The 26,236-nt window shown below is 70.9% G+C and carries 27 protein-coding genes; 14 read left to right on the forward strand and 13 right to left on the reverse strand.

Annotated elements, in window-relative coordinates; all coding sequences use genetic code 11:
- Positions 1–88: 88 nt before the first annotated feature.
- The 11 genes from ACFY1H_RS13445 to hisS all read left to right on the forward strand — a co-directional run bounded on the left by ACFY1H_RS13445 (position 89) and on the right by hisS (position 11,619).
- Complete coding sequence (locus tag ACFY1H_RS13445) at positions 89–490, forward strand: MerR family transcriptional regulator (protein WP_220246259.1); 402 nt, start codon at positions 89–91, stop codon at positions 488–490.
- Positions 487–1,467, forward strand: coding sequence for an aldo/keto reductase (locus ACFY1H_RS13450; protein ID WP_366575507.1), 981 nt, complete (start codon positions 487–489; stop codon positions 1,465–1,467). The genes ACFY1H_RS13445 and ACFY1H_RS13450 overlap by 4 nt, the downstream gene beginning before the upstream one ends.
- 31 nt (positions 1,468–1,498) lie before the next feature.
- Positions 1,499–2,491 (forward strand): aldo/keto reductase, encoded by a 993-nt coding sequence (locus ACFY1H_RS13455; RefSeq protein WP_386946535.1) that lies wholly within the window; start codon positions 1,499–1,501, stop codon positions 2,489–2,491.
- A 156-nt stretch (positions 2,492–2,647) separates the two neighbouring features.
- Complete coding sequence (locus tag ACFY1H_RS13460; RefSeq protein ID WP_366575505.1) at positions 2,648–4,204, forward strand: NAD(P)-binding domain-containing protein; 1,557 nt, start codon at positions 2,648–2,650, stop codon at positions 4,202–4,204.
- Between the two features lie 3 nt (positions 4,205–4,207).
- Positions 4,208–5,251: an alpha-hydroxy acid oxidase gene (locus ACFY1H_RS13465; RefSeq protein ID WP_366575504.1), complete on the forward strand. Its 1,044-nt coding sequence runs from the start codon at positions 4,208–4,210 to the stop codon at positions 5,249–5,251.
- A gap of 5 nt (positions 5,252–5,256) precedes the next feature.
- Positions 5,257–6,615, forward strand: coding sequence for a cytochrome P450 (locus ACFY1H_RS13470; RefSeq protein WP_386946883.1), 1,359 nt, complete (start codon positions 5,257–5,259; stop codon positions 6,613–6,615).
- Positions 6,615–7,895 carry a cation:proton antiporter gene (locus ACFY1H_RS13475; protein WP_386946537.1) on the forward strand — a complete coding sequence of 427 codons (1,281 nt, stop codon included), beginning with the start codon at positions 6,615–6,617 and terminating at the stop codon, positions 7,893–7,895. The genes ACFY1H_RS13470 and ACFY1H_RS13475 overlap by 1 nt, the downstream gene beginning before the upstream one ends.
- Before the next feature lie 87 nt (positions 7,896–7,982).
- Positions 7,983–8,630, forward strand: a complete 648-nt coding sequence (locus tag ACFY1H_RS13480; RefSeq protein WP_386946885.1) for a response regulator transcription factor — start codon at positions 7,983–7,985, stop codon at positions 8,628–8,630.
- Positions 8,631–8,632: 2 nt separating this feature from the next.
- Positions 8,633–9,811: a sensor histidine kinase gene (locus tag ACFY1H_RS13485; RefSeq protein ID WP_386946539.1), complete on the forward strand. Its 1,179-nt coding sequence runs from the start codon at positions 8,633–8,635 to the stop codon at positions 9,809–9,811.
- Between the two features lie 98 nt (positions 9,812–9,909).
- Positions 9,910–10,293: a hypothetical protein gene (locus ACFY1H_RS13490; RefSeq protein ID WP_366575495.1), complete on the forward strand. Its 384-nt coding sequence runs from the start codon at positions 9,910–9,912 to the stop codon at positions 10,291–10,293.
- A gap of 30 nt (positions 10,294–10,323) precedes the next feature.
- Positions 10,324–11,619 (forward strand): histidine--tRNA ligase, encoded by a 1,296-nt coding sequence (gene hisS, locus ACFY1H_RS13495; RefSeq protein WP_366575494.1) that lies wholly within the window; start codon positions 10,324–10,326, stop codon positions 11,617–11,619.
- Positions 11,620–11,730: 111 nt separating this feature from the next.
- Here the strand turns inward: hisS and ACFY1H_RS13500 are convergent, their stop codons facing one another.
- From ACFY1H_RS13500 to ACFY1H_RS13535, 8 genes are all read right to left on the reverse strand, one after another.
- Positions 11,731–12,525, reverse strand: a complete 795-nt coding sequence (locus ACFY1H_RS13500; protein WP_366575493.1) for an alpha/beta hydrolase — start codon at positions 12,523–12,525, stop codon at positions 11,731–11,733.
- Entirely contained in the window at positions 12,522–14,186 is a 1,665-nt protein-coding gene (locus tag ACFY1H_RS13505; protein WP_386946541.1) for an FAD-binding dehydrogenase, read from the reverse strand. The genes ACFY1H_RS13500 and ACFY1H_RS13505 overlap by 4 nt, the downstream gene beginning before the upstream one ends.
- Position 14,187: 1 nt before the next feature.
- Complete coding sequence (locus ACFY1H_RS13510) at positions 14,188–14,808, reverse strand: TetR/AcrR family transcriptional regulator (RefSeq protein WP_386946543.1); 621 nt, start codon at positions 14,806–14,808, stop codon at positions 14,188–14,190.
- Positions 14,809–14,901: 93 nt separating this feature from the next.
- The gene (locus tag ACFY1H_RS13515; RefSeq protein ID WP_366575489.1) at positions 14,902–16,050 is read right to left on the reverse strand and encodes an amidohydrolase family protein; all 1,149 of its coding nucleotides are present in this window, start codon (positions 16,048–16,050) and stop codon (positions 14,902–14,904) included.
- Between the two features lie 3 nt (positions 16,051–16,053).
- Positions 16,054–17,157, reverse strand: a complete 1,104-nt coding sequence (locus ACFY1H_RS13520; protein ID WP_366575487.1) for an MAB_1171c family putative transporter — start codon at positions 17,155–17,157, stop codon at positions 16,054–16,056.
- Positions 17,154–17,678, reverse strand: coding sequence for a hypothetical protein (locus ACFY1H_RS13525; protein ID WP_366575486.1), 525 nt, complete (start codon positions 17,676–17,678; stop codon positions 17,154–17,156). The genes ACFY1H_RS13520 and ACFY1H_RS13525 overlap by 4 nt, the downstream gene beginning before the upstream one ends.
- Positions 17,675–18,079, reverse strand: a complete 405-nt coding sequence (locus ACFY1H_RS13530; RefSeq protein WP_386946545.1) for a helix-turn-helix domain-containing protein — start codon at positions 18,077–18,079, stop codon at positions 17,675–17,677. Before ACFY1H_RS13530 ends, ACFY1H_RS13525 begins: the two co-directional genes overlap by 4 nt.
- 312 nt (positions 18,080–18,391) lie before the next feature.
- The gene (locus ACFY1H_RS13535) at positions 18,392–18,844 is read right to left on the reverse strand and encodes an NAD(P)H-dependent oxidoreductase (RefSeq protein WP_366575482.1); all 453 of its coding nucleotides are present in this window, start codon (positions 18,842–18,844) and stop codon (positions 18,392–18,394) included.
- 85 nt (positions 18,845–18,929) lie between these two features.
- Here ACFY1H_RS13535 and ACFY1H_RS13540 point away from each other — a divergent pair, with 85 nt between their 5' ends.
- Positions 18,930–19,253 carry a hypothetical protein gene (locus tag ACFY1H_RS13540; RefSeq protein ID WP_366575481.1) on the forward strand — a complete coding sequence of 108 codons (324 nt, stop codon included), beginning with the start codon at positions 18,930–18,932 and terminating at the stop codon, positions 19,251–19,253.
- On the opposite strand, the gene ACFY1H_RS13545 is transcribed toward ACFY1H_RS13540, so the two are convergent.
- Together ACFY1H_RS13545 and ACFY1H_RS13550 are read right to left on the reverse strand one after the other, a co-directional pair.
- The gene (locus ACFY1H_RS13545; RefSeq protein WP_386946547.1) at positions 19,213–20,844 is read right to left on the reverse strand and encodes a phospho-sugar mutase; all 1,632 of its coding nucleotides are present in this window, start codon (positions 20,842–20,844) and stop codon (positions 19,213–19,215) included. The genes ACFY1H_RS13540 and ACFY1H_RS13545 overlap by 41 nt on opposite strands.
- 4 nt (positions 20,845–20,848) lie before the next feature.
- Positions 20,849–21,145, reverse strand: a complete 297-nt coding sequence (locus ACFY1H_RS13550; protein ID WP_386946549.1) for a hypothetical protein — start codon at positions 21,143–21,145, stop codon at positions 20,849–20,851.
- Between the two features lie 947 nt (positions 21,146–22,092).
- Here ACFY1H_RS13550 and ACFY1H_RS13555 point away from each other — a divergent pair.
- Complete coding sequence (locus ACFY1H_RS13555) at positions 22,093–23,238, forward strand: glycosyltransferase (RefSeq protein WP_386946551.1); 1,146 nt, start codon at positions 22,093–22,095, stop codon at positions 23,236–23,238.
- A gap of 37 nt (positions 23,239–23,275) precedes the next feature.
- Here the strand turns inward: ACFY1H_RS13555 and ACFY1H_RS13560 are convergent, their stop codons facing one another.
- The 3 genes from ACFY1H_RS13560 to ACFY1H_RS13570 are packed head-to-tail and all read right to left on the reverse strand — an operon-like array spanning position 23,276 to position 25,480.
- Positions 23,276–24,061: a purine-nucleoside phosphorylase gene (locus tag ACFY1H_RS13560; protein ID WP_366575473.1), complete on the reverse strand. Its 786-nt coding sequence runs from the start codon at positions 24,059–24,061 to the stop codon at positions 23,276–23,278.
- Positions 24,058–24,483 (reverse strand): ABA4-like family protein, encoded by a 426-nt coding sequence (locus ACFY1H_RS13565; RefSeq protein ID WP_366575472.1) that lies wholly within the window; start codon positions 24,481–24,483, stop codon positions 24,058–24,060. The genes ACFY1H_RS13560 and ACFY1H_RS13565 overlap by 4 nt, the downstream gene beginning before the upstream one ends.
- Positions 24,484–24,520: 37 nt before the next feature.
- Positions 24,521–25,480 (reverse strand): hypothetical protein, encoded by a 960-nt coding sequence (locus ACFY1H_RS13570; RefSeq protein WP_386946553.1) that lies wholly within the window; start codon positions 25,478–25,480, stop codon positions 24,521–24,523.
- A gap of 115 nt (positions 25,481–25,595) precedes the next feature.
- On the opposite strand from ACFY1H_RS13570, the gene ACFY1H_RS13575 reads away from it, so the two are divergent.
- Positions 25,596–26,222, forward strand: a complete 627-nt coding sequence (locus tag ACFY1H_RS13575) for a MerR family transcriptional regulator (RefSeq protein WP_386946886.1) — start codon at positions 25,596–25,598, stop codon at positions 26,220–26,222.
- Positions 26,223–26,236 lie beyond the last annotated feature (14 nt).

A 26,236-nucleotide genomic window follows, 5' to 3' on the forward strand; every position in this document is an offset into this window, starting at 1 on the left:
GGTCGCCTGCTGACCTGCACAATCCAGGCATCACCCCACCCGGTCGGGATTTGACCTGGAGCGCACTCCAGGTCGTACTGTCGAGCGCATGAGCTACTCGATAGCGGAAGCCGCACGACGTAGCGGCCTGTCGATCGACACCCTTCGGTACTACGAGCGGATCAAGCTCCTGGACCCGCCGGCCCGCGACGCGGCGGGGCGGCGCGCGTATTCGGACGACGATCTGAACTGGCTCGGGTTCCTCACCAAGCTGCGGCTCACCGGCATGCCCATCAAGAGCATGCGCGAGTACGCGTCACTGCGGCGCCACGGCGTCGCGAGCGCCGGACGCCGCAAGGCGATCCTCGTGGAGCAACGCCAGTCGGTCGCCGACCGGATCGCCGAGCTCCAGGGTTGCCTGGACATTCTGGACTACAAGATCAGCAACTACGACCAGGTGGAACGCAAGGTCCTCGGCCACGTGTCCGCCATGGAGGAGATCTCCGCGTGATCGCTACGAGGAAACTCGGTGAGCTGGAAGTAAGCGCCCAGGGGCTGGGCTGCATGGGGATGAGCCAGGCGTACGGGGTGCGCGACGACGAGGGCGAGTCGATCGCCACCGTGCACCGCGCCCTGGAGCTGGGCGTGACGCTGCTGGACACGGCCAACGTGTACGGCGCGGGGGAGAACGAGAAGCTGGTCGGCCGCGCGATCGCGGACCGGCGCGACCAGGTGGTGCTCGCCACCAAGTTCGGCATCGTCTGGAAGGACGGCGGCATGAGCGCGCGCGGCGACGCCGCGTACGTGAAGCAGTGCTGCGACGAGTCGCTGCAGCGCCTGGGCGTCGACCACATCGACCTCTACTACCAGCACCGCGTGGACCCGGACACGCCCGTCGAGGAGACGTGGGGCGCGCTGGCCGAGCTGGTGGCCGCCGGAAAGATCCGCTACGCCGGGATTTCCGAGGCGAACGCCGACACGATCCGCCGCGCCCACGCGGTGCACCCGGTCACGGCACTGCAGAGCGAGTGGTCGCTGTGGACCCGTGGCATCGAGGACGAGATCCTCGCGACCTGCCGTGAGCTGGGCATCGGTGTGGTGCCGTTCTCGCCGCTGGGCCGCGGTTTCCTGACCGGCGCCGTGACGTCGGTGAAGGACCTGCCCGAAGACGACATGCGCCGCGGGATGCCGCGCTTCGCCGACGGGAACTTCGAGCGGAACATGGCCATTGTGGACGCTCTGCGCGCGCTGGCCGAGCAGAAGGGCGTGACCGCCGGGCAGCTCGCGCTCGCGTGGGTGCAGGCCCAGGGTAACGACGTGGTGCCGATCCCGGGGACGAAGCGACGCAAGTACCTGGAAGAGAACGTCGCCGCGGCGCAGCTGGAACTGTCCGAAGAGGACATCGCCGCGATCGAGCAGGCGGCTCCGGCCGACGCCGTGGCCGGGGCTCGCTACCCCGAGCGGCTCGCGCGGGCCGCCGGCAAATGAGCAACCGCCACTTCACTAATCGGGAGACGACATGACGCTGCCCGCCCGCCGCCTCGGCACGCTCGAAGTGAGCGCGCAGGGCCTCGGCTGCATGGGGATGAGCGAGTTCTACGGCGAGGGTGACGACACCGAGTCGATCGCCACCATCCACCGCGCGCTGGAGCTGGGCGTGACCCTGCTCGACACCGCCGACATGTACGGCATGGGGGCCAACGAAGAGCTCGTCGGCCGCGCGATCGCCGACCGGCGCGATCAGGTCGTGCTCGCGACGAAGTTCGGCTTCGTACGCGACCCCGAGGACCCGAGCAAGCGCGGGGTGCGCGGCGACGCGGCGTACGTGCGCGAGGCCGTGGAGAACTCGTTGCGGCGCCTGGGGATCGACCACATCGATCTCTACTACCAGCACCGCGTGGACCCGAACGTGCCCATCGAGGAGACGGTCGGGGCCATGGCCGAGCTGGTGCAGCAGGGCAAGGTGCGCCACCTCGGCCTGTCCGAGGCCGGCGCCGAGACGATCCGCCGCGCCCACGCCGTGCACCCGATCTCGGCCGTGCAGACGGAGTGGTCGCTGTGGTCGCGCGACATCGAGGACGCCGTGGTGCCGGCGTGCCGCGAGCTCGGCATCGGCCTGGTGCCGTACTCGCCGCTGGGCCGCGGGTTCCTGACCGGCAAGTTCACCTCCGCCGCGGACTTCGGCGAGGACGACTTCCGCCGCCAGACGCAGCCGCGCTTCGCGGACGAGAACCTGGCGAAGAACCTCGCGATGGTCGAGGCGCTGCGGGCGCTGGCCAAGGAGAAGGGTGTGACCGCGGGGCAGCTCGCGCTCGCCTGGGTACAGGCCCGCGGCGAGGACGTGGTGCCGATCCCGGGGACGAAGCGGCGCAAGTACCTCGAAGAGAACGTCGGTGCCGTCGCGCTCGAACTGTCCGAAGAGGACATCCGGGCGATCGAGACCGCCGTGCCCGCCGCCGAAGTGGCCGGCCCGCGCTACTCCGAGACGGCGATGAAGCTGCTGTCACGCTGAGCCACCAACGGTGAAGGGTACCTCGAGGGACAGTGGTTCCCGCGAGGTGCCCTTCCCGGATTTTCGCCCGCCCGCTGATCGGGATCTCTGAGCCTTTTCTGAGATCTCCGGATCAGGCTGTCGGCCGTCAGGCGAAGATCGAGGCTGGAGGCCGGTGTGGTGGACGACGTTCTGGACTATCTGGTGGTCGGCGCGGGGCCCGCGGGCCTGCAGCTCGGCCGGCAGCTCGAACAGGCAGGCCACCGCTACCTCGTCCTCGAAGCGGGCAGCACGCCGGCCACGTTCTTCACGAGGTTCCCGCGTCACCGCACGCTGATCTCGGTGAACAAGAAGCACACCGGCTGGACCGACCCCGAGCTCAACCTGCGCGTCGACTGGAATTCACTCCTCGACGACGGTCCCGACCCCCTGCTGTTCACCGACTACAGCGCCGAACTCTTCCCGCCGGCCGAGACGTTCCTGCGTTACACCGCCGACTACGCGGCGAAGCACAAGATCGCCATCCGCTACGGCACCCGGGTGACGCGGATCGGCCGTGACGCGGAAAGCGCTCTCTTCACGCTCACTGACGGCGACGGAAACACCTACACCACGAAGCGCCTGATCATGGCGACGGGCGTGACGAAGCCGTACATCCCCGACGTTCCGGGCATGGAGCTGGTCGACCAGTACGCCGACTTCGACACCGACCCCGCGCAGTTCACCAACAAGCGCGTGCTCATCCTCGGCAAGGGCAACTCGGCCTTCGAGACCGCCGATAGCGTGAACGCGTACGCGGCGGTGCTGCACGTCGCCGGTCCGCGCCCAGTGAAGCTGGCCTGGCGCACGCACTTCGTCGGCCACCTGCGCGCGTTCAACGCCGGCGTGCTCGACATGTACCAGCTCAAGCTGCAGCACGCGATCCTCGACGGCGACGTGCGTGAGATCCGCAAGGACGAAGACGGCTACCACGTGAAGTTCGCCTTCGCCCGCGCCGACGAGGTGGTGAAGGAGATCCGCTACGACCGCGTGATCGCCGCCACCGGCTTCCGCTTCGACGCCTCGATGTTCGACGAGGACTGCCGCCCCGAGCTCGCGATCAACGGCCGCTTCCCGGCGCAGACGTCGTCGTGGGAGTCGGTGAACGTGCCCGGCCTCTACTTCGCCGGCACGATCACGCAGGTCCGCGACTTCAAGAAGGCCACCAGCGCCTTCATCCACGGCTTCCGCTACGGCGTGCGCGCGCTGTCGAAGGTGCTCGAAGAGCGCTACCACGACAACGAGTGGCCGCAGACCGTGCTCAAGGCCGAGACCGGTGAGCTGGTCGACGCCGTGCTCAAGCGGATCAACCGCACGTCGGGGCTGTTCCAGCAGTTCGGGTTCCTCGCCGACGTCCTCGTCGTCGAGGGCGGCCAGGCGCGTTACCTCGAAGAGATGCCGGTGGCCCGCTTCGCCGACACTCCGCTCAGCGAAGCCGAGAACGCGTTCCTCATCACGCTCGACTACGGCCCCGACCACGACAAGGTCGACCCGTTCGACTTCACCGTGAAGCGGGCGAGCCAGGACGTCGCCAACGACAGCGGCGAGGGCCACTACCTGCACCCGATCGTCCGCCACTACCGGCGCGGCGAGCTCGTGGCCACCCACCACGTGACGGAGAACCTCGACAACGAGTGGGACCGGCCCGTGCACGTGGAGGCGCTCACGAAGTTCTTCACCGGCCAGCTGGCCTGAGCCGTGCGCACGATCGCGGAGCTCGAGGCCGCGGCGCGCGAGCGGCTCGACCCGGTGCACTACGACTTCTACGCGGGTGCCGCCGGCGACGAGCTGACGCTGCGGGCCAACGAAGAGGCGTTTTCCCGGCGTGTGCTCGTGCCCCGCGTGCTGCGGGGCGCGGCCAAGCGCGACCTGGCGACGGAGCTGGTGGGCTCGCCGCTGTCGATGCCGGTGCTGGTGTCGCCGACTGCGTTCCACCGGCTCGCGCACCCCGAAGGCGAGCTGGCGACGGCTCGCGCGGTGGCGAAGGCCGGCACGGTGCTGGTGGTGAGCATGGCCGCGACCACGGCCGTCGAGGACATCGCCGCCGCTGCGCGCCAGGCCGCGGCCGACCCGGCGCTGTGGTTCCAGCTGTACCTGCAGCCGGACCTGGAGTTCACGGAGTCCGTGGTGCGCCGGGCCGAACGCGCGGGCGTGCGGGCGTTCGTGGTCACGGTCGACTCGCCGGTGTTCGGCCGGCGCGAACGCGACCACCGCAACGGGTTCCACGACCTGCCGCCCGGGCTGGTCGTGGAGAACCTGCGTGACGGCTCGGGTCGCGTGCGCGACATCGAGATGTCGGCCGAGTTCACATGGGAGCACGTCGCCTGGCTCAAGCGGACGACGGCGCTTCCCGTGCTGCTCAAGGGAGTGCTGCACCCGGACGACGCCCGCCTCGCGGTGGAGGCGGGCGTCGACGGGCTCGTGGTGTCGAACCACGGCGGCCGTCAGCTCGACACCGCCGTGTCTACTGTGGACGCTCTGCCCGCGCTGGCCGAGGCCGTGGCGGGCGCGATCCCGCTCGTGCTCGACGGCGGTGTGCGGCGGGGCACCGACGTGGTGAAGGCGCTCGCGCTGGGCGCCACCGCCGTCGGCGTCGGCCGGCCCGTGGTGTGGGGCCTCGCCGCGGCGGGTGAGGAAGGGGTGACGGAAGTGCTGGAACGCCTCCGGGAAGAGACCGACCACACGCTCGCGCTGTGCGGGGCCACCGCACTCGGCGACCTGACCGCGGACCTCGTCCGATGAGGCGCCTGCTCACGGCGGCGCTGGCGGCCGGGCTCGTCGGTTCGCTGCCGAAGTGGCTGCCCGGCCGCGTGGTCGCGTTGCGGGTGAAGATCTTTGCACTGGTCAACGGCGAGGAAGGCCTGCCGATCCCCGGCGACCGCGTGGGCGTCGAGAACTTTCGCCGGGTGTACGCCGATCCGGCGGCCAATGGGCGCAGCAAGGGCGCGGCGCTGTCGGACCTGTTCTGGTACTGGCTCGCGCCCGGACCCGAGGTCCACCAGGAGCACCTGGAAGCGGGACCGCGTTACGACGAGGTCGCCAAGACCACGCGCCACATCCTCGTGAAGACGCGCGCGGAGTCGGAGGAGCTCACGCGCCGCGTGACCGAGCACGTGCTCGACGGCCTGGAGGTCGGTGACGGCCGGCTGATCCGGTTGCGCGACGAGATGATGCCGATCTGGGCCGAGCTGTACTACGAGCTGGTGTTCGGCGAACCGTGCCCGCCCGAGGCGCGCGACCTCATCGTGGGCCACGCCGACGACGTCGTCTCCGCGCTGAAGTGCGTACGGCCCCGCAACATGCGCCGCCGCGCGAAGCTCACGAAGTACCTGCGGCGCCGCCTCGGCGACATCCCGCACGCGCTGCCGTCCCGGCTCACACGCGACGAGCAGGTCTTCTACCTGCAAGGCACGTTCTTCAACACCGCCGTGGTGCAGATGTCGGAGGCGATGGCGCACCTGCTGATGATCATCGCGCAGCACCCGGACGTGCAGCGGCGGCTGGTGGCCAACCCGGACGACGACGAGTACCTCGACCGCGTGATCGACGAAGGCCTGCGCACCTACCCGCTCTTCGGCATCGCCCACCGCATCACCACCGGCGACATCGAGCTCGACGACACGACGATCGACGCGGGCACCGTGCTCCTGTTCAGCTACCCCGACTTCCACCACGCCGGCTTCGAACGGCCTGAGGAGTTCGATCCGTCGCGCTGGGAGCCGCCGGCCGGTTGCCCGGCGCACGCGGGATTGTCGAAGAAGGACGCGAACTTCCTGCCCTTCGGCGTCGCGCAGAACCGCGCGTGCCCGGCCCGCGGGCTCGCGCCGATCACCATGCGCGTGGTGACGCGGGAGTTCCTGCGCCGCTACTCCGTCGCGTCGAGCGCGGCCCACACGCGCTCGATCCCCAACCGCGGCCCGGTGTTCCTCACCCCGCGTGGCTCGACGCGCTCGACCCGCGGCCCGCTGGCGTACCTCGCCGTGCGTGACCGCTGGGAAGACGTGTGGCGCAGCCTCGCCCAGCTCGTGTTCGGCACCTACATGGTGCTCGACGCGCGGCAGAAGCGTTTGTGCGTGAACTACTTCGCGAACCACGGAGGCGAATGATGACCCCGACCGAGGCCGCGCCGGCGTTCTTCCTGGCGGTGGTGGTGATCCTCGCCGTGGTGCGGCTGGTGAGCGCGCTCGCGGTGAAGGTGGGCCAGCCGCCGGTGGTGGGCGAGATGATCTCCGGGGTGTTGCTGGGACCGTCGCTGCTCGGGCTGGTGCTGCCCGGCGTGCAGGCGGCGCTGTTCCCCGACACGGTCCGCACGTTGCTGTACCTGGGCGGGCAGATCGGGCTCGTGATCTACATGTTCGGGGCCGGTTACGAGTTCCGCGTGGGCTCCATCAAGGATTCGGCCCGGTCGGTGGCGGCGGTCTCGGCCGCGGGCACGGTGGTGCCGCTCGCGCTCGGAGTCGGCGTCAGTGTGCTCGGCGCGAGCTGGGTCGGGATCCTCAAACCCGGGGTCTCGCCCGTGGTGTCGGCGGCGTTCGTCGGGGTGGCCATCGCGATCACGGCGTTTCCGATGCTCGCGCGGATCATCACCGAACGCGGCCTCGGCAGCACGCGGTTCGGCTCGCTCGCGCTGGCGTGCGGCGCGCTCGACGACGTGCTGGCGTGGATCCTGCTGGCGGTCGTGCTCGGCATGCACGCCGGCTCGGCGGGGCCGGTCGTGACCGCGATCGGTGGCGGGGTGCTGTTCGCGCTGCTCGTGTGGCTCGTGGTGCGGCGGGTGCTCGTGAAGACCATGGCGAGCCCGCGGGTGAGCGAAAGCCAGCGCATCCTCGTGACGGCCATGATCCTGTTCGCGGCGGCGTGGTTCACCGACACCATCGGGCTCTACGCGGTGTTCGGCGCGTTCGTGATCGGCATCGCGTTCCCGCGCGGCGAGGCGGCGGACAAGGTGCTGGCGAAGATCATGCCGCTCGGGCAGATCGTGTTCCTGCCGCTGTTCTTCACCTATTCCGGACTCAACACACGGTTCGCGCTGCTGGCCGACCCGAACCTGTTGCTGTTCGCGGTGGTCTGCGTGGTGGTCGCGGTGATCGGGAAGCTCGGCGCCTCGTGGGGCGCGGCGCGGCTGGCGGGGGAACCGCAGCCGATCGCGTTGCGCGTCGGGGTGCTCGTGAACGCGCGCGGGCTGATGCAGCTGATCGCGCTGAACGTCGGCCTGGCCGCGGGGATCGTGTCGCCGGCGTTGTTCACCGTGCTCGTGCTGGTGGCTCTGGTGACGACGATCATGACCTCGCCCGTGCTCGGCTGGCTCGACCGGCGGGATCGGCGGAAGTACTCGTCCGATGAGCTGCCGGAGTTCCTCCTTTCGGCCCAATCGGCGGGTAAATGATCGATTCCCTACGAAAGTTGAGGGTTCAATCGACGCTCTGACTGCGAGTATGGACACGTGCACGAAGAGGCAGAAACCGCAGCCCGAGTGCTCCTCGTGGAGGACGATCGTGAACTGGCCGGAATGCTGTCCGAGCTGCTCACCGACGAGGGCTACGAGGTCGAGCTCGTCCACGACGGCCAGCGCGGCCTGCACCGCGGCCTCACCGGCCACCACGACGTGATCATCCTCGACCGGCGGCTGCCGGTGATGGATGGGCTGGAGGTGCTCGCCGGGCTGCGGCGCCGGGCCGTGACCGCGCGCGTGCTGGTGCTTTCGGCGCTGGGCGAGCTGGCCGACCGCGTCCACGGTCTCGACGCGGGCGCCGACGACTACCTGGTGAAACCGTTCGAGACCGACGAGCTGCTGGCCCGGCTGCGCGCGTTGTGCCGGCGGGATCTCGACGGCGCCGAGTGCCTGCCGCTGGGCACGGCGGCGCTCGACCTGCTGCGCCACGAGGTCGTGCTGTCCCGCGGCGAGCGCGTGACGCTGTCGGGCCGTGAATTCGAGCTGCTGCGCACGCTCGCGCAGCGGCCGAAGGCCATCCACCCGCGGGAGGCGCTGCGCACCCACGTGTTCGCCGACTCGACGGGGGAATCCATTGTGGATACCTACGTGTACTACCTGAGGCGCAAGCTGGGGCGCGAGGTGGTGAAGACCGTCCACGGCCTGGGGTACCAGATCGGGGCCATGTGACGGTGATCGTCGATCCCGACGCGCGGGCGCTGCGGCGCGCGCGGCGGACGATCGCGAGCCAGATCGCCGTGGTGATCACGCTGGTTGTGCTCGCCGCCGGCGCCATCGCGTACTGGGTGCTGGTGCACGGCCAGCGCGAGGAGGTCGACCGGCAGATCGACTACACGCTGGCCCAGGGCCTGTTGGCGACGCCGCCGGGCTGCGTGTTCCTGGTGACGCCGGCCGGGCACGTGCCCGCCGCGTTGCCGTTCGTGCCGCCGCCCGCGCCCGCCGTTCCGCCCGGCAGTTCCGTGACTACGGAGCAGGAGCTGGCCGGCTCGACGTTCACGGTCCGCGCGGTCGACCACGGCGGCCAGGTGTGGCAGATCTTCGTCGACCAGCGCTACCAGGCCGCCGACCGGCAGCAGCTGCTGATGGGCCTGGTGATCGCGGAACTGGTGGTGCTGCTGGTTTCCGTCTTCAGCGGCTACGTCCTGGCCGCGCGCGCGATCCGGCCGCTGGGCGAGGCGTTGCGGCGCCAGCGCACCTTCGTCGCCGACGCGTCGCACGAGCTGCGCGCGCCCCTCACTCGCCTGCACACGCGCGCGCAGCTGCTGGCGCGCCGCGCGCGGGTGGCGCCGGTGCCGTCGGACGACCTGGACCTGCTGGTGTCGGGCACGCGCGAGCTGGGTGAGGTCGTGGAGGACCTGCTGCTGTCGACGCAGGCGTGCAACGAGCGGCCACTGCTGGAGCCGGTGGAGCTGGGTCTGCTGGCCGAACAGGCAGTGGAAGCCGAAGCCGTGCGCGCGGGGGACCGGCGGGTGCGGATCGAGGTGCGCCGTTCGCCGGGGCTGCTCGACGTGGTGCCAGGGGTTCCCGCGGCACTGCGGCGGGTGCTGTCGGCGTTGCTGGACAACGCGATCGGCCACACCCCGCCGGGCGGCTCGATCGAGGTGACGCTGGAGAACCCCGACGATCGCCACGTCGAGATCCGCGTCGCCGACACCGGAGTCGGCTTCGCGCAACGGGACGCGGAGCGGCTGTTCGAGCGCTTCGCCCACGGCGGCCAGGGCGAGGGCCGCCGGTTCGGCCTGGGCTTGGCCCTGGTGCACGAAGTCGTGACAGGCCACGGCGGCACCATCGCGGCGGCGGGGGTTCCGGGTGTCGGGGCGACGTTCACGTTGAGGTTCACGCGGGCCTGAGTGCTCGATCCCGAGGTCAACGATGGGCGCGGCATTAACCGTGACAGTGTTTTAAAACAGTGTTACGCTCCCGGGGAACGCTCTGGGAGGAGAAAGCCATGCACGGACCGGTCCAGCTGTTCACCGTCATCGCCCTCGTGTCGCTGCCCACCGTGATGTACGGGGGTTACGCGCTGATGGGGCTGCTCAAGCGCGGGGTGCTCAACGACCAGCAGAAGAGCTTCTTCCGCGCCGGCCACGCGCACGCGGGGGTGCTGCTGGTGCTCGCGCTGGTGGCGTTGCAGGTGCTCGACCGCAGCGGGCTGTGCGATACCGGGCGGTGGGTTGCCTGCTTCCTGCTGCTGTTCGGCGTACTGGCGCAGTCGGGTGGGTTCTTCCTGGCGATGCTGCGCACGCGGGTCGGCATGTCGATCACCACGGTCGGCGCCGTGCTGCTGGGTGCGGCGATGCTGCTCACGGCGTATGGGGTGGCGTTCCTCTAACGGTTGGGCGCGGTCGTTAAGCTTGATGACGTGCCTGAATACCTGTCGACCGCGCCTGTCAAGGGGACCCGAGACTTCCTCCCCGCCGAAATGTCCGTTCGCACGCAGGTGTTCGGCCATCTCTACGAAGTGCTGGAGCGCTACGGCTTCCTCCGCTACGACGGTCCCGTGCTGGAGCCCGCCGAGATCTACGAGCGGAAGTCGGGCCAGGAGATCGCCGACCAGCAGCTCTACACGCTGACGACGAAGGGTGGCGAGCGCCTCGCGCTGCGCCCGGAGATGACGCCGTCGGTGGCCCGGATGATCGCCGGCAACGCGAAGTCGCTGTCGTTCCCCGTGCGCTGGTACAGCCACCCGAACTGCTTCCGCTACGAGCGCCCGCAGCGCGGCCGCGTGCGCGAGCACTGGCAGATCAACGCGGACATCTTCGGTTCCGAGAGCGCGAACTGCGAGATCGAGATGTTCGAGCTCATCCACGACCTCATGCAGTCGGTGGGCGCGTCTTCGGACATGTTCGCCGTGCGCGTGAACGACCGGAACCTGCTGACGTCGGCGCTCACCGACGTCGTGGGCGTCTCCCCGGAGCACCTGCCGGCCGTGTTCGGCCTGGTGGACCGCTGGGAGAAGACGTCGGCGGAGGAGCACGCCACGTCCGCCGAGGAGATCGGGCTCACGGACAAGCAGTTCGAGAAGCTCACCGAGGCCCTGGGCTCCGGCGCCGCGCTGCTCGACGAGCTGCCCGCGGAGGTCAAGGAGCGGTCCAACCTGGTGCGCGTGCTGTCCAGCTCGGCCGCGAGCCTGGTGAAGTTCGAGCCGATGATCGTGCGCGGGCTGGCCTACTACACGTCCACGGTGTTCGAGGTCTTCGACACCTCGCCGAAGAACCGCCGCGCCCTCTTCGGCGGCGGCCGCTACGGCGACCTCGCGTCGCTCTTCACCAAGGAACGCATCCCCGGCATCGGCTTCGGCATGGGCGACGTCACGCTCATCGACTTCCTCGACACCCACGGCCTTACGCCCGCCCCGCGCAACGAGGTGGACGTGATGGTCATCCCGGTCACGGAGGACCTCGCCGACGCCGCCCGCCAGGTCGCGACCTCCCTGCGCCGCGCCGGCCTCCGCACGTCGACCCCGATCGAGCACCGCAAGCTGGGCAAGGAGCTGACGCGCGCCGACAAGGCCGGCGCCGCCGCCGTGGTGATCGTGGGCCAGGAGGACTGGGACGGTGGGAACGTGACCGTTCGCAGCCTGGCCACGCGGGAACAGCAGCAGGTCGCGCTGGCGGATGTCGCCGCGATCGTGGGCGGGATGGTTACGCCGGCTTGAGTTTTTGCTGGTAGATCAATCGAAAAACAGCCCCGCCGGCGCGATGCCGGCGGGGCTGTTTCGTGCCTCCCGTTGCCACTGCGGCGGTCCCGCCCCCTCGGCGGGGCCGGGTCAGGGCGCGAGGGAGAAGGAGGCGACCAAGGCGGCCACTTCGGCCGGCTGGTCGGTGAACGGGGTGTGGCCGGCGTCGAGGAAGGCGACGTCGGCGCCGGCCGCGCGGTAGCGGGTGGCGCTGCCGGTGTGATCGTAGAGGCGGTCGCGGCGGCCGAGGACGGCGAGGGTGGGCAGGCCGAGCGCGGAGACCTGCGCGTCGAGCGGAGTGGCGGCCAGGAGGCGGCGCCGTTCGGTGAGGACGGCGTGGGCCATCGCCGGGCTGGTGGCGGAGAAGTCGGCGTGGGCCTGGCGCAACGGGGTGGGGCGCAGCACGAAACCGAGCGGGGCCAGTGAAACCAGCCGGTGCAGCGAACGCCCGATGAACGGTGCCGCGAGCAAACCGTTGCCCGGCGGGAAAGTGGCGTGGCTGTAGTCCGGTGCCTGTCCGATGAGGACGGTCCGGGTCACGGCCCCCGAAAGCGCAGCGAGCGCCAGGACCACGTCGGCGCCGAAGGAGTGCCCGACGGCGGTCAGCCCTTCGGCGCCCACGATCTTCAACGCGCCGGCCAGGGTCGTGGCCTGGGAAACCGCGTCGAGGCCGGTGTGGCCGCCGGTACAGCCGTGGCCGCGCAGGTCGGGGCGCAGCACGCGGAAGCGGTCGGACAGCAGGGGCGCCAGCCGGTCGTAGGAGTGCAGCGAGCCGCTGAAGCCGTGTACGAGCAGCACGGCCGGGGCGTCGGCGGGTCCGTCCTCACGCAGGTGCAGGGCGATCCCGTCGACGTCCAGGACCGTGCCCGTCGTCCGCCGCGTCACTCCACCGCCCGGGCCATGGCGCGCCCGGCGGCGCGGCCGGAGAAGATGCAGCCGCCGAGGAAGGTGCCCTCCAGCGCGTTGTAGCCGTGCACGCCACCACCGCCGAAGCCCGCGACCTCGCCCGCCGCGTACAGGCCGGGCAGCGGCTCACCGTCGGCCCGCAGCACGCGCGAGTCGAGGTCGGTCTGCACGCCGCCCAAGGTCTTGCGCGTGAGGATGTTCAGCCGCACGGCGATCAACGGCCCGTGCGCCGGGTCGAGGATCCGGTGCGGCTTCGCCACGCGCGCCACGCGGTCGCCGACGAACTTGCGCGCGTTGGCCACCGCCATCAGCTGCAGGTCCTTCGAGTACCGGTTGCCGACCTCCAGGTCCCGCGCCACGATCTGGCGCTCCAACGCGGCAACGTCCAGCGCCGGCCCGCGCGCGATCTTGTTCATCCCGTCGACGAGCGTCTCCAGGTCGTCGGCCACCACGAAGTCGACACCGTGCCGCTTGAACGCGTCCACCGGTCCCGGCGCGCCCTTCGCGGCGCGGCTGAGCAACGTCTGCTTCAGGTCCTTCCCCGTGATGTCCGGGTTCTGCTCGGAGCCCGACAGCATGAACTCCTTCTCGAGGATCGACTGCGTGAGCACGAACCACGAGTAGTCGTACCCGGTCGAGAGGATGGTCTTCAGCGTCCCCAGCGTGTCGAAACCCGGGAAGTTCGGTGCGGGCAGCCGGACCCCGTTGGCGTCGAACCACATCGACGACGGCCCGGGGATGATCCGGATCGCGTGGTCCGGCCAGATCGGGTCCCAGTTGTGGATGCCCTCCACGTAGTGCCACATCCGGTCGCGGTTCACCACACGCGCGCCCGCGGCCTCGCTGATGCCGATCATGCGACCGTCCACATGGGCCGGAACGCCCGGGATCATCGTCTGCGGCGCCGGGCCCAGCCGGTCGACGGGCCAGTTCTGCCGCACCAGCTCGTGGTTGTGGCCGATGCCGCCGGAGCTCACCAGCACCGCCGGCGCCGACAGCTCGAACTCGCCGGCCGCGACGCGCGAAGACTTCTTGCCCCGCGGCAGATCGCTCGGCTCCAGCACGGTTCCGCGCACGCCCGTGACCACGCCGTCGGTCTCCACCAGCTCGTCGACCTGATGCCGGAACGCGAAACGCACCTGGCCGCGCTGCTCCGCAGCCAGCACCGGCTCGGCGAACACCCGCACCACCTCGGGCCCGGTGCCCCACGTCAGGTGGAACCGCGGCACGGAGTTGCCGTGCCCGCCGGCCTTGCCGCCGCCACGCTCCGCCCAGCCGACCAGCGGCGTCACGCGCAGGCCCAGCTCGTGCAGGTAATCGCGCTTCTCGTACGTGGCGAAGCGGACGTACGCCTCGGCCCACTTGCGGGCCCACAGGTCCTCGTCCTCGCGGTCGAAACCGGCCGAGTCGAGCCAGTCGCGCAACGCCAGCTCGTAGGAGTCCTTGATCCCCAGCCGGCGCTGCTCGGGGCTGTTCACGAACAGCAGCCCGCCCAGCGACCAGAACGCCTGCCCGCCGAGGTTCGCGCGGTTCTCCTGGTCCAGCACGAGCACGCGGCGCCCGGCCTTCACCAGCTCGTGGGTCGCGACGAGACCGGCGAGGCCGGCGCCGACCACGATCGCGTCCGCTTCGAAGTCCAACTCAAGTCTCCTCGGTGTAGGCCGTGATCACCTGTACGCACAGGTCGCGGCGCCGCTGCCACACGAGCGGGTTGTCGGGGTCCATCAGGCACTGCACGCTGGTGCCGTCGTGCATCGCGACGAGCGCCTGGCCCAGCGCCACCGGGTCGGGGATCGAGCGGCCGGCCCGCGCGAGCAGCTCGACCATCAGCGGCATGAGCGCTTCGGCGATGGCTTCCTCGCGCGCGGTCATCACGCGCCGCAGGCCTGGGTTGCGCAGGGCGTGGGCGGTGAACTCGGCGCTCACGCGGAACCACGCGTCGTCCACGGGGATCGCGGGCAGCACGCGCTCCACGATCGCTCGCACGTCGGGCAGCTCGACCGGCGTGAACGCGTCGAACGCCGCGCGCACGGCCGCGATCATCGCCGCCGACCGCCCTTCCCACATGGCCAGGAACAGCTCGTCGAGCGAGGCGAAGTTCGAGTAGAACGCACCGCGCGTGTAGCCCGCGCGCTCGCAGATCTGCTCCACTGTGGACCGTCCGAAGCCCTCCTCGGCGAACACCGGGAGAGCGGCTTCGAGCAGACGCCGGCGGGTCTCCGCACGGCGACGCGGCACGCGGTCCGCCGTCGGTTCGATCATCAGGCCTCCCGCTTTCGATACACGAGCGTACTCAATACGTCGGTGTATCGAAAGGGAGCGTGACCAAGGTCAAGATCGACCCTGCTCAGAAATTCAGGCGGCCACGACGCCCTGCGCCATGACCAGCAGCGGCTTGCCCAGCGCCGCCAGCTCGGCCAGCGGATCACCGTCGACCACCAGCAGGTCGGCCGCCAGCCCGGGCTCCAGCCGGCCCGTGACCGAGCCGAGGCCGAGGCCCGCCGCGCTGTCCTCGGTGGCGATCTCGAGGATCCGCCGCCGCGAGAAGCCGAGCCATTCGTACAGCTCCAGCGCGCCCACGGGGTCGTCGAACGGGGAGCCGGGCAGGCCCGCGTCGGTGCCCGAGAGCAGGCGCACGCCGTGTTCCTCCAGCCACGGCAACCGCCCGTAGACGCGGCGTGCGAGGTCCTCGCCCATGCGCTCGACCATCATCCGCCAGTTGCGGCTGCTCGTGGAGCACGCCGAGACGCCGCCCTTGGCCATGCGGCGCGCGACCTCCGGGCGCAGGTCGGTCTGCTGCGGCCCGGTCATGAACGTGCAGTGCTCGATCGTCGCGACACCGGCCTCGGTGCAGTCGGCGATCGCGTCGGCGCCGTGGGCGTGCGCGGCGACCGGCAGACCGCGGCGCGCGGCCTGTGAGACGACCACGCTCAGCTGCCGCGCGTCGAACTGCGACTCCCACATTTCCGCGCCACCGGGCGTGATCTGGCCGCCGCCGGCCATCACCTTGATCACGTCGGCGCCCGCGGCCGCGTTGGCGTCGATCCGCGCGCGGATCTCGGCGTCGGAGGAGACCACGCCGCCGAAGAAGTGGCAGTGTCCCTCCGGGACGGTCAGCGGCGGCCCGGCCGCGAGCACCCGTGGTCCGCCGGCCGGCTTCAGCACGGTACGGCCGCCGAGGTCGCGGACGGTCGTGACGCCGGCGCGCAGCAGCTGCCCGAGCCGTTCCTCGGCGCCGATCGCGACCTCGGTGTCGTCACTGGCCAGGAAGTTCGGCAGCATCTCGCGGGTGGCGTCGAAGCACAGGTGCACGTGGGAGTTGACCAGCCCCGCCAGCACCGTCGCGTCCGGGAAGTCGCGCACCACGGGGTTCACGGCCGCCGCGGCCACCTCGTCGGGCCGGCCGACCGCGACGATCTCACCGTCGCGCACCAGCACGGCGCCGCCGTCGATCGGGGTCGAGGGCCGGGGCAGCACCCGGGCCGCCGTGATCAGGGTGTCCACCGTTCAGCTTTCCTTTCCCACCAAAGAAGTCGACAGCGACAGCAACGGCCGCACGTCCGATTCCAGGTCCGCGCCACCGCCCGGCAGCACGAGCTTGGCCCGCCCGTCGCTCACCTCACCCGACGCCTGCCGGGCCAGCGCGGCGCGCAGTGCCGCGGCCGCGGCGGACGGATCGTCGGCCGCGAGCGAGGCCAGGTCCGTCTCCAGGTACGGGCTCAGCTGCACCAGCCCGTCGCGGATCTCGATCACGCGCCGGTAGTAGCGGCGGTGCACGGCGAACCGGTCGCGCAGTCCGCTGCCCGGCGGCGTCCGCAGCACGATGCTCGGGTACGCGGCCACGAGCAACGTCCACAGTGGAGCGAGCCGGTGGTGGTCGGCCCGGTGCCGGCGCCGCCGGACGACGGCCGCCACGCGGGCGCGCACGCCGGGGTAGGTGATGCCGGCCAGGAACAGCACGCTGCCGAGGATCACCAGCGGCACCCCGAGCCACAGCAACGCCGGCACGGTCACGTCGAACACCCACGCCAGCACCAGGTACAGGGCCCGGAACACGCTGCCGGCCGCCGCGGCGACGAGGCTCGCCGCGCCGATGCGCAGGCCTGTGCGCAGGTGCGGGTCGGCCACGCGCTGGTAGCGCCCGATCCACACCGCGCACGCCGTGATCGCGTAGATCAGGTACGCGCCACCACCGAAGTAGAACAACGCGATCCCGGGCTCGTGCACGGTGTCCGGCCCGAGCGCGGCGCCCCGCAGCGGCACCGGCGTGATCGCCAGCGCCACCGTCATCACGGCGATCGCGGCGGCCAGCGGCACGAGCTCCAGCGCGACGCGGCGGGCCTGGCGCGGGCCGAGCGCGGAGCCGAGGAAGAAGATCAGCAGCGAGCAGACGCCGCACGAGAGCAGCACGTTGTTCGCCAGTCGCGCGCCACCGGGCGCGGTCAGGCCGTCGAACCACGTGGTGACCCCACGTTGCTGGGCGAGGAACGCCAGGGCGAACGCGGCGATCGTGACCGTGACGGCCCAGTTCGGCAGCCGCGGCGAGCGCACCAGCTGGTAGACGCGCCAGGCGAGCGCAGCGGAGAAGAGGACGAAAAGCGCGGCGGTCACAGCCAGCCCTGGTGGTCGCCCAACGTGCCTTGGATGCGCCGCAGGTCGTGGTCGGCCGCGGCGCGCGGGATCGTGTAGTTCAGCACCGACGCCCACTCGAGGATGATCGTGGCCACGGTCTCGGCCTCCCACTCGTGGGCCTCGTCGTAGGAGGTGCGGCGCAACGCGCGGCGCACGGCGTCGCCGTCGAGGCTTTCCACGGCCGGGCCCCGCAGGAAGTCGGCCGGCTCCGCGTCGCCGCCCGGCTCGTGGTCGGCGAGCAGGTGGCCGAGCTCGTGCAGGATGATGTGGTCCTGGTGGGCTTTCGTGGTTTCCTGCTGGAAGAAGATGTAGTCGGCGGTGGCGGTCGCGATCCAGCAGCCGAACGGGCCGGGCACCTCGAGCGGGTAGGCCATGAGCCGGATCGGGCGGCCGCGGCGCTCGCCGAGGCGTGCGCAGAGCTGCCCGACGTCGAGCGGCGGGCTGATCCCGAGGTCCTTCAGCAGCCGCCGGCAGCGTTTGCGGAGTTCGCGTTCCTTCACGGTCCGCTGTGGCCTTCCCGTTCGGCGCGCTCGTAGCGCTCGACGAGGTCGAGCAGGTCCATCACCTGCCGCCGGCCCTGCGGAGACAGCTCTTGCGCCCGCATGGCCATCAGCTTGGCCTCGACGGCCGGGGCGTCCCCGGAAGCGCGCTCGTCCTCGTCGTCGAAGAAGTACGTGACCGGCACCCCGAACAGCTTCGCCAGCGCCTCGACGTAGTGGATCTTCGGGTTGATCCGCTTGCCCGTCGCCAGCTGCTGCAGGTATGCCGGGGACATCGCGGGCCCGCCCGCACGCTCGATCGCCGCCGACATCTCCCGGTAGCTGTGCGGTGCGCGGCCGTCCGCCCGGGACGAGTCGATGAGCGTGCTCAGCTTCTCCGCGAAGGTGCGTTGGCGTGGCATCACCGCCCCCTTCTCCCTTGTCCGGATAGTAGCGCCGAGTCCACTGTACGCACCTGTTGACACCACCTGTATGCAGTGGTTTACAGTGGCCGCGTCCCGCTTCGGACACGTCCGCACTCTGGGGGTGTTCGGAACCCGGAGCGGGATCTTGTCCTGCGCCTGGCTCGCCGTGATCAGCCATTTGTAGTACGCTTGCGTGGTCAAGGTTGATCGCCTCGTAGCGAACCCTTGATCTGGCCTGTTGCCGGAGGTCGACCCCCAGGGCTTCCGGTGACAGGCCCCTTTAATTTCCGGGTTGTCTCTCCGGGCCGGTCAGTCCATGAGCGTCGCGGCCACCGTCGCACCCAGCTCCTGCAACGCTTCCAGCGCCGCCTTGTCGGGTTCGCCCGTGAGCAGCACGGGGTCCGCGACCTGCGTCCAGCCCAGCCCCGTGGTGATCGACGCGAGCTGGCGCGCGGTGCCGGCCGTGTCGTTGTTGCCGTGCACGTACGCGCCGAACGGCCGGCCGCGCGTCGAGTCGAGGCACGGGTAATAAACGGTGTCGAAGAAGTGTTTCAGGGCACCGCTCATGCTGCCGAGGTTCGCGGGAGTGCCGAGCAGGTAACCGTCGGCGGCCAGCACGTCGGCGGCGGTCGCGCCGAGCGCGGGGCGGCGGACGACGTCGACGCCTTCGATGTCCGGGTGCTTCGCGCCGGCGAGCACGGCTTCGAACATCGCCTGCATCGACGGCGATGGGGTGTGGTGCACGAGTAACAGCGTGGCCATGACCGCAGCCTGCCACTTGTGCCCGTGTCCACGCGCGGGCAGGCTGGGTCCGGTGATGGGGGAGAGACTGCGGCCCCTTCTTTCCGTGGCCGCACTCGTACTGCTCGGCATAGCCGGGCTGGTCTGCACGATCGCACTGGTCTTCTCCGCGTTCGCCGACGCGATCTTCTCGCCCGGCGACTGGACCGGCGAGGTGGACCGGCTGTGGCCGTGGATGGTGCCCGCGGTGGTCGGCCTGATCTTCGCCGTCGTCTTGCGGCGGCGGGAGTTCATCGTGGCGTTCGTGGTGCTGCTGCTGGTCGACGTCGTCGGCCTGCTCGGACCGAGCCTGCTCGGCCGCGACGTCGAACCCGGGATACCGGTCCCGCTCAGCTCAGCAGCGTGCTTATGTCCGCCCGCACCGCGCTGAGCCGCGCGGAAGCGGTTTCGCGCGCCGCCGCGAGGTCACCGATCACCGGCGTGACCACCTGCAGGTAGGCCTTCAGCTTCGGCTCGGTGCCCGACGGGCGGATCACCACGCGCAGGCCTTCGCCGCGCAGCCGCAGCACGTCGGCGTCGGGCAGGAGGTCTTCCTGCGTGACAGGTGTGCCGCCGAGTGTCACCGGCGGCTCGGCGCGCAGGCCCGCCATCAGCCGGCCGCGCACGGCGAGGTCGGTGACGCGCAAGGAAACCTGGTCCGTCAGGTGCACACCGTGGCGGGTGGCGATGTCGTCGAGCACGTCGAGCGGCGTCCGGCCCGCGGCCTTGAGCTCAGCGGCGAACCCGGCGGCGAACACCGACGCGGCGATGCCGTCCTTGTCCCGCACGAAGCCCGGGTTCACGCAGAGGCCGAGCGCCTCCTCGTAGGCGAAGATCAGTCCCTCGCCCGCGCGGACCAGCCACTTGAAGCCGGTGAGCGTCTCCGCATAACGCGCGCCCGCGGCCTTCGCCAGCTCGCCGAGTAGCGAGGAGGACACGATGGTGGTGGCCACGAGCGGGTCGGGACTGTCCGTTGTGGACAGCAGGTGCGAGCCGAGCAGCACGCCTGTCTCGTCGCCGCGCAGCATGCGCCACTCGCCGTCGCGGCCGCGAACGCCCAGGGCGCAGCGGTCTGCGTCCGGGTCGAGCGCCACGGCGAGGTCGGCGTCCACTTCGGACGCGAGCGCCAGCAGCAGGTCGGTGGCGCCGGGTTCCTCGGGGTTGGGGAACGAGACGGTGGGGAAGTCGGCGTCGGGCCGCGACTGCTCGGCGACGAAGTGCACGTCGGTGAACCCGGCCTGGGTGAGCGCCGTTTCCAGCGTCGCCGCGCCGACGCCGTGCAGCGCGGTGGCGGCGATCCGCAGCTCGCGCTCCGGGCTCTGCGGCAGGTTGGCGACTTCGCCGAGGTACGCGGCGCGCGGGTCGACGACCTCGGCGCCGGGCGCGCGCGGCACGTCGACCGCCGCGGGCGTGGCCTGGATGGCCTGCTCGATCTCGCCGTCGGACGGCGGCACGATCTGGCCGCCGGTGCTGTCGTAGAGCTTGTACCCGTTGTCCGCGGGCGGGTTGTGCGACGCGGTGATCTGGATCCCGGCGATCGCGTCGTAGTGCTTCACCGAGTACGCGAGCAGGGGCGTCGGCAACGGCAGCGGCATCGTCTTCACGGCGAAGCCCGCCGCGACGAGCACCTCGGCGGCCGCTTGCGCAAACGCTTCCGACCCGTGCCGCGCGTCGCGCCCGACCACGACCACGCCACCCGCGAGGCCCTTGTCTGCGAGCCACCGCGCCACACCCGCGGTGGTCCGCGTGACGACGGCGACGTTCATCCCGTTCGGCCCCGCCCGCACCGGCCCGCGCAGCCCGGCCGTGCCGAACTCCAGGGGTCCCGCCATCCGGTCGGCGACGTCGCCGGCCGCGGTGGCGTCACCCGCGAGCGCGCGGTCGAGCACTTGCCGCAGCTCCTCGCGCGTCGACGGGTCGGGGTCTTCGGCGATCCACCGGTGGGCGGCGTCGCGCAGCTCGGGGGTAATCGTGTTCTGCACCGGGTCACTCTACGGGTTTGGACCGCCGAACCCCGGCCACGACGACGGTGAGCAGGGCGTCGGCTCGCTCGGCGTCGTCCTCGGTGGCCTGGGAGATCGCGTTGACGAGCAAGAGCAGGTCGTCGATGTCGGTGGCTTCGTTCGCCTCGCCCGCCTGCTGCGCTCGCGACAGGAGGCGGTGGCCGGCGTCGAGGATTTTCGCGTGGTACTCGCGGCCTTCCTCGGCGCCGAGCAGCTCCGCGACGACCTCGACGGCGGTCGCGAGCAGCCGCTCGCAATTGCGGCGGGCGTTGGCGCGCATCGGGGCTGCCTACCTGGCTGAGGTGGGGTGGATCTGGATGGATCTCGGGTGGCCTCCTGGCCGGACTGGCCTTGAATGGGTCGGCGCCCCGTTCGGGTGGTGTGAAGCTTCGTGGCGAGGCCCTGTCGCGGTTGTCCACAGGCGACGCGCTCGCGGCGAGGTTGTCCACAGATTCGGCTCGGGACGTTTTTCGAGGTCAGGGGCCGATAGACTGGGACGGGGACGCCCCCCAGGGAGGGCGGGGGCTTTGTCTCGGCGGGGTCGGCCGGCCCGTCGGAATCTGCCGGGTTTTCGGGACCGGTTCGGCCTCGCGAACGCCGCCAGGATCTGCTCCGCAGAATTGGTTGACGTCGGGGTGGGGATCGCCGGGATGGCGGGGCTGCCGGTGGGTCGGCGGGTGCGGGAGTGCCACGAGGTGCTGATTCCGTTGCTGAGTGGGGAAAGCGTCGCGTTTTCCGGCGAGCCGCTCACGGCGTTCGGGTCTGTGGTGGTGCCATGTGCGCGGCCGCCGTCCGTGGGCGTGGCGGCCTTGGGCCCGCGATGCTGCGGGTCGCCGGCGAGCTGGCCGACGGCACGGTGACGTGGCCGGCCGGGCTGCGGACGTTGGGGGAGTACGTCGTGCCGTCGATCCGGGGTGGCAAGCGGGTGATCGCCGGGCGTCACCGCCGAGGAAACCCCGGTTCGGTAAGGGATTTCGGCCAACTTCGCGCTGGCCGCTTCGTCGCCGGAGCACCGGGCGGTCTTCGAGCGCGAAGGTGTGGCCGGGGCGGGTGACGTGGCGGTGGTGGGAGACGAGGACTCCGTCGCCACTCAGCTGGGGCGGCTGACGCCGGAGTGACCGAATTCGTCTTTTCGCCCCGAGGATCCGTTACGGAGCAACGAAGAACTGCCGAGGTTCTGTCGGAAACTGCCTCGCGGTGGCGGGAAAAGCCGTTACTCTCGGGAAAGTGCGATTGATCTTCACCTCCCTCGCGTCCTATGGCCACCTCTACCCGCTGCTCCCGCTCGCCGTCGCCGCCCGGAAGGCCGGGCACGACGTCGTGTTCGCGACGGCGGCCGACTTCCACCCGACGGTGGAGAAGGCCGGGCTGGAGCCCGTCGACATCGGGCTGACGATCCAGGACGCCTTCATGGCGCAGTACGACGGCGACCTGAGCAAGCGCAACGAGGTGGCGCCCGCCGAACTCGAGGCGACCATCGCCCGCGTGTTCAGCCGGGTGCTGCCCGATCGTTTCATCGCGGATCTCGACGCGGTGTTCGAGAAGCAGCGACCCGACCTGCTGGTCTACGAGATCGGCAACCCCGGCGGCGCGTTCGCGGCGATGAAGGCCGGGATCCCGGCGATGGGCCACGGCTTCGGCCGGGTCGCGACCGGCGGGATCGCGGACGGGATCCGCACGGCGATCCAGGAACACGCCGTCGAGCTCGGGATCGCCGGCGACGAGCAGTTCTCCTGGGGCAACCCGTTCGTGGACATCTGCCCGCCGTCGGTGCAGTCGCCGGAGTTCCTGGCGGGCGCGCGGCGGCTGCCGTTGCGTCCGGTGGGCTGGAGCGAGCCGGGTGACCTGCCCGCGGGCGTCGTGGATCACGAGCGGCCGCTCGTCTATCTGACGCTGGGCACCACGCCGATGAGCCAGGCCCACATCCTGACCTCGGCGATCAGCGGGCTGGCGGCGCTGGACGTCGACGTGCTGGTGGCGACCGGGCCGTCGGTCGACGTCGCTGCGCTCGGTGAGGTGCCGGCGAACGTGCGGCTCGAGGCGTGGGTGCCGCAGTCGGAGCTGTTGCCGCACGTCGACCTCGTGGTGCACCACGGCGGCAGCGGTACGACGATGGGTGCCTTCACCGCGGGGGTGCCGCAGCTCGTGCTGCCGCAGGGGGCGGACCAGTTCAGCAACGCCGAGGCCGTGACCGCGGCCGGCGTGGGTGACCAGCTGGTGGGCGACGCCGTGACGACGGAAGCCATGCGGGAGAAGGCCCGGCGGCTGCTGGCGGACTCGGCCGTGGCCGACGCCGTGCGGGCGCTGGCGGCCGAAGTCGCGGCGATGCCGTCGCCGGACGAGGTTGCCGCGCAGCTGCCCGACTACGTCTGATGTGAAAGGCGCCTCGATTCCTCGAGGCGCCCTTGTGTCACGCGCGGGCGATGAGTTCCTTGAGCAGCGAACCCATGCGCGTGGCCGCCTGGCGGCCGGCTTCGAGGACCTCTTCGTGGTTGAGCGGCTCACCCGTCATGCCGGCGGCGAGGTTGGTGACGAGCGACAGCCCGAACACCTCGACCCCGGCGGCGCGGGCCGCGATGGCCTCCAGGACCGTCGACATGCCGACGAGGTCCGCGCCCATCGTGCGCAGCATGCGGATCTCGGCGGGCGTCTCGAAGTGGGGGCCGGTGAGGCCGGCGTAGACGCCTTCCTCCAGCGAACCGTCGATCTCCTTGGCGAGGCCGCGCAGGCGGGCGGAGTAGAGGTCCGTGAGGTCCACGAAGTTCGCGCCGACGATCGGCGAACGGGCCGTGAGGTTGAGGTGGTCGGAGATCAGCACCGGCTGCCCGACGCTGAAGCCCTCGCGCAGGCCGCCGGCCGCGTTGGTGAGCAGCACGGTGCGCGCGCCGGCCGCGGCCGCGGTGCGCACGTTGTGCACCACCGGGTCGATGCCCTTGCCCTCGTAGAAATGCGTGCGGCCGAGCAGCACCAGCGCGCGCTTGTCGCCGATCTTCAGCGACCGGACGGTCCCGCCGTGCCCCACGGCGCCGGGAGTGGTGAAACCGGGCAGCTCGCCGAACGGGATCTCCGCCTCGGCCGTCCCGATCACGTCCGCGGCCGGGCGCCAGCCCGAGCCCAGCACCACGGCGATGTCGTGCTTCTCGACGCCGGTCCGCTCGGCGATGGCGGCCGCGGCCGCTTCCTCGTGGTTGGTCATGGCGCCGAGCGTATCCGGGCACTGCGCAGCGCCAGGAACACCACCAGCCCGAACGGCGACAGGAAGATCGTCAGCACCAGCACTGGGCTGACCTGCCACCACGGCATCTTCAGCCGGCGCCCCTCGAAGAACATCCACCGCCCGAGGAACAAGTCGAACGCGATCAGCTGCGCCCAGACCAGAGCCGCCCCCGCCGGCGACCCCGCAAACGCTTGCAACAGGGAAAGGTCCGGCCGGCTCACCGCCTGCCACAGCTCCCCGAAGTGCGGGACCGCGATGGCGAAGTAACACACCAACGGCAACAACGGCACCCACGGCGACGCCATGACCCGCCGCGTCCACCGCCAGCCGGGGGCGAAGATCATGAGCAGCCAGAAGGGCGTGGCGAGGGGGAAGGTCCAGGTGAACAACTGCTGGGTCATCGCGGGACCTCCCGACGAGGTGGGTGGCTGAGCGCGGTCATCGCACGAGCTCGCGGGTCGGGCGGTGCACCGAGGCGAAGCCGGCCAGTGCCACGGCGGCGAGCAGGGCGCCGAAGGCCGCGAGGGTCGGGGTGGTCGGGTGGATCAAGGACTCGCCGCGCAGGGCTTGCCAGGTGACGAGGGCGACGAGGCCCGCGTAGCCGAAGCTCGCGACCCACACCAGCCGGACGCGGACCGCGCTGTCGCGAAGGCGCGGTACTCGCGACGCGAGCAGGCCCAGGCCCAGCGCGACCAGCGGAAGTAGCTGCAAGGCGTGCATCCCCGTGAAGTGCGGGATCCGCAGGTCACCGCCGGTGGTGCTCCAGCCGAGGATCGGCAGGCCGGGGCCGCCGTCGGGGACGCCGACGCTGTGGGCGCCGATCAACGCCGACGTACCGGTGGTGTTGAGCGACGCCTGCTGGGCGGCCGTGGGGCCCGTCATGAGGGCGCCGAGGCCGATGCCGATGAGCGAGATGACCGCGCCGGTGCGCACGGCCCAGTGGGTGGCGCGGTCTTCGAGGCGGGTGAACATCAGCAGGACCGTGAGCACGAGCGTCGCGACCCAGAGGACGGCGATCATGCCGCCCATGATCTGGAACAGCGTGTTGTCCAGGGGCGTCGCGTTGTTGAAGTGGCTGGGCCGGCCGCGCACGGCCTGGAACACCATCACCACGTACTCGGCGGTGAACACCGCGATGGCCACGTTCGTGGCGACGTGCGCGGTCCGGCGGAAGCGGGGCAGCAGCGACACGAGCCAGCCCCAGGTGAAGAAGTACAGCGCACCCGAAATGGCGAACTTCAGCAGCTTCGCCCACACGGGCGCGCCCAGCACCGTGCGCTGGTCCACCACCATCGCGACGACGCAGGCCAGCGCCGTGACGACGAGCGCCGCCGCGAAGCGCGTGGACGGTCGGTGCCAGGTGTTCGTTCGGCTCGGAAGCCTCGAAAGCAAGGTCATGGCGTCCCTCCCAGGATGGATAGTCACAGTATCCATTATGGGAAGCTAGGCTATCCAAGCTGAGAAGTCCTCAGGGTTTTCCCCCGAGTTCCAGGGAGTTGATGCGGCCGTGCGGATGGCCGAACTGAGCGCCGAGTCCGGCATGCCGGTCGCGACGATCAAGTACTACCTGCGCGAAGGCCTGCTCCACCCGGGCGAGCGCACCAGCCCCAACCAGGCGCGTTACGGCGACGAGCACGTGCAGCGCCTCAAGCTCATCCGCGCGTTGCTCGACGTCGGCGGCCTGTCGGTGGCCACCGTCGGCGGCGTGCTCGCGGCGATCGACGCGGGCGAGCCCACCAACGAGGTCCTCGGCGTCACCCAGCGCGCCCTCGTCGGCGGCGCGACCGACGTCGACGAGGAGGCCCGCGCGTGGGCGCTGGACCTGCTGGAAAAGGTGACGGCCGCCCACGGCTGGAAGTTCGCGCCCGAGCACCCGGCGGCGCCCGGGCTGATCACCACGCTGTGCACGATCCGAGCGCTCGGTCACCCCGCGCTGCTCGACCGCATCGAGGACTACGCCAAGCTCGCCGACCGCATCGCCGAGGTCGACCTCGATACGCTCGCCGCGCAGCCGTCGCTGGACCGGATCGTGGAGGCGGCCGTGGTCGGCACGGTGCTGGGCGACCGGCTGTTCGCGGGCCTGCGCCGCCTCGCGCAGGCGGCCGAATCCGGCCGGCGTTATCCCAACGGACTGGGCTGAACCCCTACCGCTGA

The sequence above is a fragment of the Amycolatopsis sp. NPDC001319 genome (assembly GCF_042896185.1).
Classification (GTDB): Bacteria; Actinomycetota; Actinomycetes; order Mycobacteriales; family Pseudonocardiaceae; genus Amycolatopsis.

Bases quoted from the DNA above. Each gene is read 5' to 3' on its own strand.
- ACFY1H_RS13570 (WP_386946553.1), bottom strand. From the start codon at position 25,480: ATGACCTTGCTTTCGAGGCTTCCGAGCCGAACGAACACCTGGCACCGA.
- ACFY1H_RS13475 (WP_386946537.1), top strand. From the start codon at position 6,615: ATGACCCCGACCGAGGCCGCGCCGGCGTTCTTCCTGGCGGTGGTGGTG.
- ACFY1H_RS13510 (WP_386946543.1), bottom strand. From the start codon at position 14,808: ATGATCGAACCGACGGCGGACCGCGTGCCGCGTCGCCGTGCGGAGACC.
- ACFY1H_RS13490 (WP_366575495.1), top strand. From the start codon at position 9,910: ATGCACGGACCGGTCCAGCTGTTCACCGTCATCGCCCTCGTGTCGCTG.
- ACFY1H_RS13575 (WP_386946886.1), top strand. From the start codon at position 25,596: ATGGCCGAACTGAGCGCCGAGTCCGGCATGCCGGTCGCGACGATCAAG.
- ACFY1H_RS13455 (WP_386946535.1), top strand. From the start codon at position 1,499: ATGACGCTGCCCGCCCGCCGCCTCGGCACGCTCGAAGTGAGCGCGCAG.
- ACFY1H_RS13535 (WP_366575482.1), bottom strand. From the start codon at position 18,844: ATGGCCACGCTGTTACTCGTGCACCACACCCCATCGCCGTCGATGCAG.
- ACFY1H_RS13560 (WP_366575473.1), bottom strand. From the start codon at position 24,061: ATGACCAACCACGAGGAAGCGGCCGCGGCCGCCATCGCCGAGCGGACC.
- ACFY1H_RS13530 (WP_386946545.1), bottom strand. From the start codon at position 18,079: ATGCCACGCCAACGCACCTTCGCGGAGAAGCTGAGCACGCTCATCGAC.
- ACFY1H_RS13445 (WP_220246259.1), top strand. From the start codon at position 89: ATGAGCTACTCGATAGCGGAAGCCGCACGACGTAGCGGCCTGTCGATC.
- ACFY1H_RS13565 (WP_366575472.1), bottom strand. From the start codon at position 24,483: ATGACCCAGCAGTTGTTCACCTGGACCTTCCCCCTCGCCACGCCCTTC.
- ACFY1H_RS13550 (WP_386946549.1), bottom strand. From the start codon at position 21,145: ATGCGCGCCAACGCCCGCCGCAATTGCGAGCGGCTGCTCGCGACCGCC.